Consider the following 12528-nt stretch of genomic DNA (forward strand, 5'->3'; position numbering starts at 1 on the left):
CTGGTTTACGTGCGGCGGAAAAACATGCCTGCTGCTCCCGAAAGATACAGATGTATACCGGGAGTTCATCACTGCCTTTGCGTTTTATACAAACAGATAAACTTAACTGTACCACAGCCGGAATCAATATGCTAAGATAAATTGCATACGAAATAAAATCAGCATTTACGGATGCCGACTGAGAACGAACCGAGAGACGCTATCTTCGATCATTCTCATTACGGGATCATCAGAAAGCAGAAAGAGAAATGATATGAAGAAGAACTATACCGCCATTCTTTTCGACCTCGATGGAACGATCATGGACTCCGGTCCTGGCATCATGAAATCTGTACAGTACGCGCTCGACCACTTCGGCTACCCGAATGAGCCGGAGGAAAAGCTTCGGAAGTTTGTCGGCCCGTCCCTTATGGACAGCTTCACAAACTTCTATGGCATGAATCCGCAGGACGCGGAGCGTGCCGTCGCCCTCTACCGCGAGGTCTATCCGACTGATGGCATCTTTGACGCCACCCCATATGCCGGTATCGAGGACGTTTTCCGTGCGATTCAGGCGAGTGAGCGTAAGCTCGTCCTCGTGACCTCGAAGCCGCACATCTTCGCAGAGCGTATCCTCGAGCACTTCGGCTTCGCGCCGTACTTCTGCTATCAGACCGGCCCGGAGCTTGGTGACCATGACAGCCGGAAGGCACGCCTCATCAACCGGGCCGTCGAAGCGCTTAAGCTCGACAAGGCGGACTGCGTCATGATCGGTGACCGCATGTTTGATATCGAGGGTGCCGTCGAGGCAGGTGTCGATTCCATCGGCGTCACCTACGGCTTCGGCGACCGTGCAGAGCTGGTCAATGCAGGCGCCATGTACATCGTGGATTCCCCGAAGGAGATCCTCTCCGTGATCGGGATTTAGTAAAAGGAGAAAGCTATGCTGAAGGATCTGGTATTAAAGGACAGAAGCTATCGTGGCTATCATGAGGATCGCAAGGTGACGAGAGACGAGCTCATCGATATGGTAGATATGGCCCGTCTGACCGCGTCCGGCGGTAACAAGCAGCCACTTAAGTACTATATTTCGACGGAACACGAGGAGGTGGAGGCCATCCTCGCGACGACGAAGTGGGCAGCCGCCCTTCCGGAGCTCCACCTTCCGAAGCCGGGCACGCATCCGACCGCGTTCGTGATCATCCTGCAGGATAGTGACATTCAGCCGAACATGCAGGCGGCGATGATCGACGTCGGCATCGCCGCACAGACGATTACGCTGGCAGCGACGGAGAAGGGTCTCGGCTGCCTCATGATTCGGAACTTCGGTCTGAAGCCACTGACCGAGGTGCTGGGACTTTCGGAGAGTCTCGTGCCGGTGCTGGTCATCGCCATCGGTGCGCCGGCAGAGAAGATCGAGCTGGTTCCGGTACTGGAGAACGGCGACGTGAATTATTATCGCGATGAAAACGGCACCCACTACGTGCCGAAGCGCGCGCTCGAGGACATCGTGCTGGAAAAGGAATAAAATCGATTTTACTCAGTTTTACTTGAGTCAGGTAAAACTGAGTAAACACTGGTAAACTGTAATACGACGGTTGAGCAGATGAAATCTATGAATAAAAGAAACATTCAGGTAAGGACATTCCATTATGGAATGCCCTTATTTGTTAATTGCATTTCCTTTTCACATGCGTGGCACAGTACAATCGAAGTACAGAATGATAAATAAATAACCACTTTCATGACGGATAGTGACATAAGCTATTTCTTTTTGCCCCTGCGTCGCATATGCGAGAATATCTGAGGACAGACGGCCGCATGAAAAGAGTGGATGGAAACATGGTTTATTTCAGGAGGTAAACATGGGCGATTCATTAACGAGAAAGATCATCCGTTCCCACATGGTGAAGGGGTCGATGACAGCAGGTGAGGATGTGTTTGTCAAGGTCGATCAGACGCTCACGCACGATATCAATGCGGTCATGACCTATCTCGGCTTCGAGCAGCTGGGCATTCCGACGCAGGTGAAGACCTCGGTATCGTATCTGGATCATAATCTGCTGTACATCGATTTCAAGACGCCGGACGATCATAACTATCTTAGGACCATCGCAGAGAAGACCGGCGTATATGTATCGAGACCGGGAAACGGTATCTGCCACATGGTACAGACCTCCCGTTTCGCGATCCCGGGTGAGCTTCTGATGGGTGGTGACAGCCATACCCCATCGGGTGGTGCCGTCGGCATGCTGTCGATCGGTGTCGGTGGCATGGACATCACGACCGCGATGGCAGGCATTCCGATGCGTCTTACGATGCCGAAGGTTGTCAAGGTGAACCTCACGGGCAGGCTGAAGGCCGGTGTGAACGCAAAGGAAGTCGTCCTCGAGATGCTTCGCCGTGTCACCATCAAGGGCGGTCTCGGAAAGGTCTTCGAGTACGTCGGCGAGGGTGTAAAGACGCTGTCTGTACCGGAGCGTCTCACCATCGCGAACATGGGTGCGGAGATGGGTGCCACCACCTCGATCTTTCCGGCGGATGAAATCGTGAAGGCGTTTATGGAGGCACAGGAGCGTGGTGAGCAGTATAGAGAATTCCTTCCGGACGAAGATGCAGAGTACGATGAGGAGATGAACCTCGACCTGAGCAGTCTCGAGCCACTCATCGCGCTGCCACATCAGCCGGATAATGTTGTACCGATGAGCACCCTCGAGGAGCATCCGGTGGTCGAGCAGGTCTTCATGGGCTCCTGCACCAACGGCTCCTACAGCGATTTTGCAAAGGCCGCCCTCGTGATGAAGGGACGTCATGTCCATGAAAATCTTCAGTGTACGGCAGGGATCGCCAGCAAGCAGATCTATAAGCAGCTTCTGAAGGACGGCTACCTCGATATGCTGATCGACGCCGGTGTGCGTATCCTGGAGCTGAGCTGTGGACCATGCTGTGCGATCGGTCAGGTGCCACCGACGAATGGTGTCGCCGTTCGTACCTCGAACCGTAACTTCCGTGGCCGCGCTGGTTCACCGAATGCCAATATTTATCTGGTGTCTCCGGAGACGGCGGCAGCAACGGCCATCAAGGGCACATTCGCAACGGCGGAGGAAATCATGGGCGCGGATGTGGAAAAGCTCGCTGCTATCCAGGAGCCGGTACACTACATCGTCGATGATGCGATGATCATCCCGCCACTTCCGGAAGAGGAGCGTGCGAAGGTGAAGGTTCTGAAGGGACCGAATATCGCCTTCCTTCCGGTACCGGAGAAGCCGAAGAAAAATCTGAACGTACGAATCTCATTAAAGGCTGGGGACAATATTTCGACCGATGATATCACACCGGCCGGTGCTGAGTTCTCGTCAATGCGATCAAATATTCCGCTCATGTCGAAGTACTGCTATAACCGTTATGATCCGGAATTTTCAGAGCGTGCAAGAGAACTCGTGCAGTCGATCATCGTTGGTGGTGAAAACTATGGCCAGGGATCCTCTCGTGAGCATGCCGCCATCAACCCGATGTACCTTGGTGTGAAGGCCGTCATCGCAAAGAGCATCGCCCGTATCCATAAGGGTAATCTCATAAATCACGGCGTTGTGCCGATGATGTTCGAGAATCCGGCGGATTACGACAAGCTCGATCAGATGGATGAGCTCGCCATCGATGATTTCACCGCGCAGATTCCGACGAGAGAGGTCATCGTACGCGACGTGACGAAGGAGTTCAGCTTCAAGTGCCGACTCGAGCTTTCCGATGCCGAGCTCGCCGTCGTGCTCGCCGGTGGACAGCTCCGCTATCTGAAGCAGCAGCTCGTCGAGATGGGGGTTCTCAAGGCAGAGGAGCTCGAACAGTAAAGAGAATAGGATGCTGGAAGCGGCGGCTTCGTGACCGCAGAGGCATCGTGAGGATGTCGCGCCGGAAGCATTGGCTATATGGTGTGAAGGACAGGCCGATAGAAAAAACCGGATACGTCGAATCAGTAGAATAGTATGAGGAAAACCTCCCTCGTGATGGTATGATAGATGACATCACGAAGGAGGTTTTTTATGCGGGACAGTGACTGGAAAATCATCTACGAGCTGCATCAGAATCCGAGCATCACGAAGGTGTCGGGGCTTCTCTATAAGTCGCAGTCGGCGATTACGAAGCGACTGCAGTCGATGGAGGAGGAGCTCGCGTGCCGGATCGTGGAGCGGACGCCACAGGGCGTGACGTTTACGAAGGAGGGGGAGTTCCTGTTTCAGATGGCGGAAAAGTATCTGCAGCTGGAAAATGAGACGCAGGAGGGGCTTCGGAAGCTTCGGGAGGAACACAAGGAGACGATTCTTCTCGGGTCAGCGTATACCTATACGAAATACTCACTTTATGATGTGCTGAATCCGTTTACTGCAGCGCATCCGAACATCAGCGTCCGTGTCATCAATAAACAGAGTAATTATCTGTATGAGATGCTGATGGAGGGGAAGCTCGATGCGGCGTTTATCCGCTCGGATTATACGGCGGGCGTCTACCATGAGCTCGTGGACCATACCGCCGCGTACTGCGTGACGCGGGATCCGGTGGATCTCGATGCGCTGCCGTCGATGGAACAGGTGGCCTATCAGACCAATCAGAAGACGATCGGGAAGATCGAAGCGTGGTGGATGGAGCGCTACGGCACGACACTGCCGGAGCCGGCAGAGGATGCGGGCTACATCGAATTTGCATTCCGAAGCATTGCCGCAGGAAACCGGTATCTGCTCTGCTTCCTGCCGGATAATTTCGTCAATGAATTTCAACTGACCCTGACACCGCTTCTCGCGAAGGATGGAAAGCAGATCACGAGAGACAGCTGGTTCATCTATAAGAAGGAGAAGAATCGCCGGGCGGTGGTGGATGAACTGATTCAGTATGTGGAAAAGCATGTAAAGATCCGGGGATGAGCGTCTGTGAGGCTGAGAACAGGAGCCATCTGTTTGAAGGATTTCAACGTTCCGCACATGGAAAGGATGCTGGATGAAGTATGCCACGTCGTATTCGTTTAATGAATCAACATAGAAAATATCTGATGACGTATATATTTTTATATATATTTTACTATATGGATCATCGCCGATATACTTTCACTATAGAAGGAGTGCACACGAAAAGTGCGTTGGGCACTCGGTTATGAATACTGTAGAGCGCCGTTCAGGACGGTGGAAAAAGGAGAGAGACGATGATTACTGAGGAGCAGATCAAAGCAGCAGAGGCCAGATTTGGTGAGCTTATCCGTGCGGAGAATGCACGAATCGAAGCGATGAAGCAGGATAGTGAGGTGAAGGACTTCTCGAAGCTTTCACATATCAAGGTCGGCATCCTGCCAGGCGATGGTATCGGACCGATCATCATGGAGCAGGCTGTTCGTGTAGTAGAGGAGCTTCTGAAGGATGAGATCGCATCCGGTCGTGTCGAGCTTCATGAGATCCCGGGCATGACGATCGAGCGCAGATCCGAGCTTATGGAGTCGCTTCCGGAGGACGTGATGGAAGAGTGCAAGAAGTGTGACGTTCTCGTAAAGGGACCGTTCGTTACACCGAGACCGGGAGATCCGTATCCAAACCTGGTGTCTGCAAACTCACTGCTTCGCAGAGGTCTGAATCTTTTTGCAGCTGTACGTCCGATCAAGATGCCGGATAAGGGCATCGACTGGACCTTCTTCCGCGAGAATATCGAGGGCGAGTATATCTGGGGTAATAAGGGTATCGAGGTGAATGAGGATCTCGGTGTGGATTTCAAGGTCTGCACGAAGCCGGGAGCAGAGCGCATCGCACGTGCCGCGTTCGAGTTTGCACGTAAGAATGGCAAGACCAACGTCACTGTCGTAACGAAGTCCAACATCGTAAAGCTGGCAGATGGTAACTTCCTGAAGACCGTTCACCGCATCGGTGCAGAGGAGTATCCGGAGATCGAGGTACAGGACAAGCTCGTCGATGCGATGGCAGCGAAGATGACCGATCCGGAGTTTAACGCCGGCATCCAGGTGGTGGTTCTTCCAAACCTCTACGGTGATATCGTAACCGATGTCGCAGCCGAGCTTCAGGGTGGTCTCGGCACCGCATCCAGCTCCAACATTGGTAACCAGTATGCACTCTTCGAGGCGATCCATGGTACCGCACCATACCTTATGAGCCACGGCCGCGGAAACTATGCAAATCCATGCTCCCTCATCCGTGCGATGGGCGAGATGATGGCACATATCGGTTATGGTGACCGGAAGGCGATCCTGGATCAGGCCCTCGAGATCTGCACCGTGACCGAGCGCAAGGTCGTACTGACCACCGAGACCAAGGATGCTTCCGCAGCCGAGTTCACCGATTACCTCATCGAGACCATCCAGGGCCTGGAGAAGTAACGGAATCTGGAACAGCACCAGAAACTGTATGAGACCGAAAAGCACATGTTGAAAATCAAAAAGAGTGTATAAGCAGTCTGTATGACTTCGATATGAAATATCGATTATCCATCGAAGAAAAGTCGGCGTATACTAGGGGACAGCTCCTTGTGCCGGACCGAATCGGGTATGCTTCCGAAATCGGGCGCAGCTCAAGGGACAGCCTTTGGGGTATGATGTGAAAGGATATAGAGAATTCTATGGAAAATCTGATCTTCAGTCTCAATGCAACGATGCCGATCTTTCTTATGATGGTACTGGGCTATGCGCTGCACCAGATCGGCTGGCTTGATACAGATTTTGCAAGTAAGTTAAACAAGTTTGTATTTCTGATACCACTGCCGGTGAACCTGTTCGTGCAGGTATCGGCACTCGACATCCGCGAAGCCTGGGATACCCGTTTCGTCGTATTCTGCTTCGTCGCGACGCTGCTGAGCGTCCTCATCGCTGCACTTCTGTCACGGATGCTTCATAACCATGCAGAGCGCGGCGAATTTGTACAGGCGGCGTACCGTTCGAGTGCCTCCCTGATCGGGGTGGCTTTCATCGAGAATATCTATGGTACCGCCGGCATGGCGCCGCTTATGATCATCGGTGCGGTACCGCTTTATAATGTGATGGCCGTCGTGGCACTCAGCCTGACCGATCCGGAGAATACGGGACTCGATAAGAAGACGCTCTCAAAGACCGCCCGTGGTATCGTGACGAATCCGATCATCATCGGTATTCTGGTGGGTCTTCTCTGGTCGCTTCTCCGTATCCCGCAGCCGAAGATCCTGATCACGACCTGCAGCAAGGTCGGGGCACTCGGCACCCCGCTCGGCCTGATGGCGATGGGCGCGATGTTTGATTTTAAGAAGGCCTTCGGCAAGCTGGGTCCGGCCTTCGGAGCCACGTTCCTGAAGCTCATCGGCTTTAATATCCTCTTTCTGCCGATGGCGGTCGCGCTCGGCTTCCGTACCGAGAAGCTGGTGGCGATTCTCGTCATGCTCGGCTCTGCCACGACCGTGAGCTGCTATGTGATGGCGCGGAACATGCACCATGAGGGTACACTGACCTCGTCGGTCGTCATGTTGACGACCCTCTTCAGCGCATTTTCGCTGACGTTCTGGTTATGGCTTGTTAAGACGCTGGGACTGATCTGAACTTCCTTTATTTTTGCTGTATAAAAAAGCCGCCGGTCATCGGCGGTTTTTTTGACATCATTCCTCTTCACGATTTATGAGGAGGCTGATGAATTCTTCCGGAGCAAAAATCGGTAGGGACGATTTGCTGTAGTATTTCATATCTGATTCAGTCGCACCTCTCTTGCTTCTTCAAGTGTCATATCAGCTGGAAGCACACCAAACAGAGACTTTGCAACGTCAATTTTGTCCTGCTGAGGATTCGACAGCTTCGCAACGATTTTTCCATTACGCGTTATATAAATATCTTCCGTTCTGGCAAGCATTAGATACTTTCCAAGATTACTCTTTAATTCCGTAGCCGTGATTGACATGTGAGCGTCCCTCCTTCCTTTTTGTATCTTCATCATACCATCGCCGTACGATTTCTTCAATATTTCGCACATTTTCTACTACTGTTCGTACGATTTGGTTTGGTGTTGGCTTATAGAATGTATCTATGAAAACTGCCTTCTTTAATATATAATAGACTTTGACATTTATCTGACGGAGGCATGCGTATGGACTTCAGGGAGCTGAGCTACATCATCGCGGTGGCGGATCATCATAGCGTGACGGAAGCGGCGAAGAAGCTGTATATTTCACAGCCTTCCCTGAGTTACATCATCTCGAAGGTGGAGGAGGATCTCGGGGTGAAGCTGTTTGACCGGAAGACGAATCCGATCTCGCTGACCTATGCCGGTGAGCGCTATGTGAAGACAGCGCGGGAGATTATGCTGCTGAAGGATAATCTCCGGCGGGAGCTCGCAGATATCGGCCATGGGCAGAAAGGGCGCATCAACATTGGCATCCCGACGGAGCGGGCGGGCTACATGCTGCCGAAGGTGATCGGGCCGTTCCGGGCACAGTTTCCGAATATTGAGATCCATCTTCAGGAATCGAAGTCTGAGGAGATCATCACGAATCTCATGAATGATAAGATCGCTTTCTGCGTGCTGCCGGGTGGTACGGACCATCTGCCGGTCGGCGTGAAGACCGAATACATCTACACGGAGCGTCTCTTCCTCGTCGCCGGGAAAGATATGATTACGAAGGAGATGCTGGTTTCGCCGGGTGGCCCTATGGTGTGCGATGCCTCGAACATCTTGGAGGATCTTCCGGAGGTCGACCTTCGGATGCTCCGGGATCTTCCGTTCATCATCATGAAGCGCGGGCAGTATATCCGCCGGAAGGTAGATGAGGTTTTTCGCCGCTTCGATTTCGTGCCGAAGGAAATCATGGAGGTGTCGAGCTGCATCTCCGCGACGCAGCTTGCTGCCTCCGGGCTCGGTGTGACCATCGTGCCGGAACGTGCCATCGTGCCGTTCCAGAATCCGAACTTCCGTGTTTATAATTACGGTCCGACGCCGGACTGCTGGGAGGTCAATGCGGTCTATAAGGAAAGCATTTACCTCGGCGAGGCAGAGCGCGGCCTGATCGAAACGATGCAGCAGGTGTTTAAAGTAGAAAGAAGGAAAAGCAATAACGGATAGAAAATACTGCATGTGAAATATACAAATCAATATATTTTACTTATAAGAAGGAGCACCCGTATAATTAGACTCAAGTACAGGGTGCTCTTTTGATATCATTTCCTGCGATTCAGGTGATGAGCACCGGAACATCGTAAAAGGAGAAAAGATGGTAACTTTATTTGATCACGGCGTCATCCTCGATGCGGCGGGCAATGTTTCCGACGCCAGTGCGGCACCTTCCCAGGCGGTCGAGGATGGTCGTCAGAAAACCATGGCCTATCGTATCCTGGCGGCTCACAATCACAGTGGCAACATGCAGCATCTCGAGCTGAAGTTCGACAGCATGGTCTCCCCGGACAACAACTATGTCAATATCCTGCAGACGGCATGCGCATCCGGACTCACGAAGTTCCCGATGCCGTATGTGCTGTCCAACTGCCACAACACCCTCTGTGCCGTCGGCGGTACGATCCTGGAGGACGACCATGCCTTCGGCTTATCCAATGCAGAGAAGTTCGGCGGTATCTTCGTGCCGCCTTATCGTGGCGTCCTCCACCAGTACATGCGCGAGAAGATGGCTGGTGGCGGAAAGATGATCCTCGGATCGGATTCCCATACTCGTTACGGGGCGCTGGGCACCATGGGTATCGGTGAAGGCGGTGGAGAGCTTGTGAAGCAGCTGGTGGGGCATACCTATGATCTCGCCTATCCGAAGATCATCGGTATCCGGCTTTGTGGAAATCCGAAACCGGGCGTCGGTCCGATGGATGTGGCTCTCGCACTGATTGCGAAGACCTTCGCAAACGGCTTTAACAAGAACAACGTACTCGAGCTTTTCGGTCCGAGTATCGGAAATCTCTCCATGGAATTCCGTATGGGTATCGACGTGATGACGACCGAATCCGCGGCGCTCAGCTCCATCTGGTGTACCGACGAGAAGACGGAGACCTATCTCGCCGAGCATGGACGTGCGGCAGATTATCAGAAGCTCGAACCCGAAGCCGGTGCCTATTATGACCGCTACATCGAGATCGATATGGATACGGTCGAATCGATGATCGCCCTTCCGTTCCATCCGAGTCATGCGATGCCGATCCGGGAATTCAAAGAGCATATGGAAGAAGTGCTTCATGAAGTCGAGGCAGAAGGCAATAAGATCAAGGGGGACCACGGTGAGCCGTTCCGAATCATGCAGCATGTACATGACGGCGCATTCTATCCGGATCAGGCACTGGTATCCGGCTGTGCGGGCGGACTGTTCGAGAACATCGTCGCCGTCGCGGATATTCTCCGTGCACCACTGAACGATGACGAGAACACTTCAGGCACCGATACCATCTATGGTATCCCGGGCAACGGCCTGAACCTGCACGTGAACCCGGCTTCTCTTCCGGTGATGGAGGACCTGATGCGCCAGGGCATCGGCTCAGAGCTGGCCATCGCCGGCGTTACGATGCGGCCATGCATCTGCGGCCCATGCTTCGGTGTCACCGATACCCCGGCGAACGACCAGCTGAGCATCCGTCATGTGACGAGAAACTACGCGACCCGCGAGGGCTCGAAGCCTGGGCAGGGACAGATGGCGGCGGTATGCCTCATGGATGCGCGTTCGATCGCCGCAACGGTTCGAAACGGTGGGCGGCTGACGGCCGCGACCGAGCTTACGAACGTAAAGTACCGGAACCTTCATCATCATTTTAATGAGAGGATCTATGAGCATCAGATCTACGATAACTATGGTCATGCAGATCCGAAGGTCGAGCTCGTCAAGGGTCCGAACATCGCGGACTGGCCGGAGATGGCACCGCTGAAGCAGCATCTCCTTCTGAAGGTGGCCGGTTCCTATCAGGGCTCTGTCACCACCGATGAGCTGGTGCCATCTGGTGAAGCCAGCTCCTATCGCTCGAATCCGGAGAAGATTTCCGGCTTCACGATGATTTCACGTGATCCGCAGTATGTACCGACGGCACAGGCGATTCGTGCCCTCGAAGCGGCACCAAACCTCGAGCAGGCACCGAAAACATCCAGGGATGCGGGTGATCCGAATGGCGTGACCTTCGGCTCGCTCATGGTTTCCGACCAGATCGGGGATGGCTCCAGCCGTGAGCAGGCGGCCTCCTGCCAGAAGGTTCTCGGCGGCTTCGCAAACCTCGCGCAGGAATACTCTACGAAGCGCTATCGCTCGAACCTGATCAACTGGGGACTGCTGCCGCTTCGCACAGAAGAAAAGCTGCAGCTTCCGGTCGGCAGCTATGTCTACATCGAAGGAATCCGAAGCCTCCTTCGAAGTGGCGCAAGTGAAGTCGAGCTGCATGTACTTGACAGCAGTATACAGGTAGAGAGTGAAGGAGATGTACGTGCATTGAATCCGGCAGAGCTGAAGGCACACAGTGTACAGATCATCCACGCAACGCTCGACACGCTGACGGAGGAGGAAAGAGAAATCCTCATGAGCGGTTGTCTGATCAACCACTATAAAAACGACTGATAAACGAAAAACCGCCGTTGATCGGCGGTTTTTTCTATACACTCGGTTATGATTACGTGAGAATCTCGTGCATGACATCCCGGAGCGCAAGTGTGGCCTTGCTGTGGTAGCGACCCGGTGCCAGTGCCGTCGAGATCTCGATGGTGCCGCCATCCTTCCCGAGGGAGAGGAACTCCGCGTTTCGGAAGTAGTGACGGGAACTGTAGTAGGTGAAGGCGAGCCCCTGCCCGGCAGCTCCGAGCGAGGAAGCCAGCAGGACAGACATATTGTCGTTATACGTGATCGGCGTGAGCTCATTTTTCAGAAAGATACGACGGGCATATTGCCCGAGCATCGTATCGGTACCACAGAGATTAAATTCATAGTTCGCCGCATCCTGAAGATCGACGTACATCGGAATCTGCGAGTTTCCGCTGTGCTGTCGATTTTTTTTCGCTTTTTTCATGATCGGGTGCGTCGGACTCGTGATGAGACAGATCTCGTCGGTCATCAGGTACTCGGATTCGATCCGGCTGTGCTTATCCGGTGTGGCGAGCAGAGCGAGATCGAGATCTCCATTCGTGAGGAGCTGCTCGAGCATACGCGTACGACCATCGACGACCTTCACATGGATGTTTGGATACTTCATATGAAAGGCATTAAGCACCGGCGGCAGCATATAGGATCCCCGAAATGTATTGATGCCGAGAATAACACTGCCGCTTTTCAGATTCGCCGTATCCTGCATCTCGTCCTGGACGCGCTTATACTCCGCCGTCGCCTTATACGCGTACTGAAGTAGCAGCTCCCCCGCCTCCGTCGTACGCACACCACTCGCCGTGCGCACGAAGATTCGGTACCCAAGCGCCCGCTCATAATTCGAGAGAAATTGCGACAGACTCGACTGCGCCATGTACAGACGCTCCGCCGCCCGCGAAATGCTCTTCTCCTCATAAATCGCAATCAGAAAATTCAGATCCTTCAGTTCCATTTGTACGGCACCTCTCTGCTTGTTCTAATAATTATTATTAATTATAT

General features: G+C 53.2%; 10 protein-coding genes. 8 read left to right on the plus strand and 2 right to left on the minus strand.

Annotated elements, in window-relative coordinates; translation table 11 throughout:
- Positions 1-253: 253 nt before the first annotated feature.
- The 6 genes from ACK8P7_RS01540 (at position 254) to ACK8P7_RS01565 (ending at position 7530) form a co-directional block, all read left to right on the plus strand.
- On the plus strand, positions 254-907 hold the full coding sequence (locus ACK8P7_RS01540) for an HAD hydrolase-like protein (protein WP_410042459.1): 654 nt from the start codon (positions 254-256) through the stop codon (positions 905-907).
- A 15-nt stretch (positions 908-922) separates the two neighbouring features.
- Positions 923-1507 carry a nitroreductase family protein gene (locus tag ACK8P7_RS01545; RefSeq protein WP_410042460.1) on the plus strand — a complete coding sequence of 195 codons (585 nt, stop codon included), beginning with the start codon at positions 923-925 and terminating at the stop codon, positions 1505-1507.
- A gap of 337 nt (positions 1508-1844) precedes the next feature.
- Positions 1845-3827: an aconitate hydratase gene (locus ACK8P7_RS01550; RefSeq protein WP_410042461.1), complete on the plus strand. Its 1983-nt coding sequence runs from the start codon at positions 1845-1847 to the stop codon at positions 3825-3827.
- 192 nt (positions 3828-4019) lie between these two features.
- Positions 4020-4895, plus strand: coding sequence for a LysR substrate-binding domain-containing protein (locus ACK8P7_RS01555; RefSeq protein ID WP_410042462.1), 876 nt, complete (start codon positions 4020-4022; stop codon positions 4893-4895).
- A gap of 275 nt (positions 4896-5170) precedes the next feature.
- Positions 5171-6346 (plus strand): isocitrate/isopropylmalate family dehydrogenase, encoded by a 1176-nt coding sequence (locus ACK8P7_RS01560; RefSeq protein ID WP_410042463.1) that lies wholly within the window; start codon positions 5171-5173, stop codon positions 6344-6346.
- Positions 6347-6585: 239 nt separating this feature from the next.
- Positions 6586-7530, plus strand: coding sequence for an AEC family transporter (locus ACK8P7_RS01565; protein WP_410042464.1), 945 nt, complete (start codon positions 6586-6588; stop codon positions 7528-7530).
- A gap of 137 nt (positions 7531-7667) precedes the next feature.
- Here ACK8P7_RS01565 and ACK8P7_RS01570 read toward each other — a convergent pair whose 3' ends face one another.
- Positions 7668-7883: a type II toxin-antitoxin system Phd/YefM family antitoxin gene (locus tag ACK8P7_RS01570; RefSeq protein ID WP_410042465.1), complete on the minus strand. Its 216-nt coding sequence runs from the start codon at positions 7881-7883 to the stop codon at positions 7668-7670.
- 186 nt (positions 7884-8069) lie between these two features.
- Here ACK8P7_RS01570 and ACK8P7_RS01575 point away from each other — a divergent pair, with 186 nt between their 5' ends.
- Both ACK8P7_RS01575 and ACK8P7_RS01580 read left to right on the plus strand, forming a co-directional pair.
- Positions 8070-9041: a LysR family transcriptional regulator gene (locus tag ACK8P7_RS01575; RefSeq protein ID WP_410042466.1), complete on the plus strand. Its 972-nt coding sequence runs from the start codon at positions 8070-8072 to the stop codon at positions 9039-9041.
- A gap of 148 nt (positions 9042-9189) precedes the next feature.
- Complete coding sequence (locus ACK8P7_RS01580; RefSeq protein ID WP_410042467.1) at positions 9190-11511, plus strand: hydratase; 2322 nt, start codon at positions 9190-9192, stop codon at positions 11509-11511.
- A gap of 52 nt (positions 11512-11563) precedes the next feature.
- Here ACK8P7_RS01580 and ACK8P7_RS01585 read toward each other — a convergent pair whose 3' ends face one another.
- The gene (locus tag ACK8P7_RS01585; protein WP_410042468.1) at positions 11564-12481 is read right to left on the minus strand and encodes a LysR substrate-binding domain-containing protein; all 918 of its coding nucleotides are present in this window, start codon (positions 12479-12481) and stop codon (positions 11564-11566) included.
- Positions 12482-12528: the final 47 nt, after the last annotated feature.

The sequence above is a fragment of the Oribacterium sp. P9 genome (assembly GCF_046365365.1).
Classification (GTDB): Bacteria; Bacillota; Clostridia; order Lachnospirales; family Lachnospiraceae; genus Oribacterium.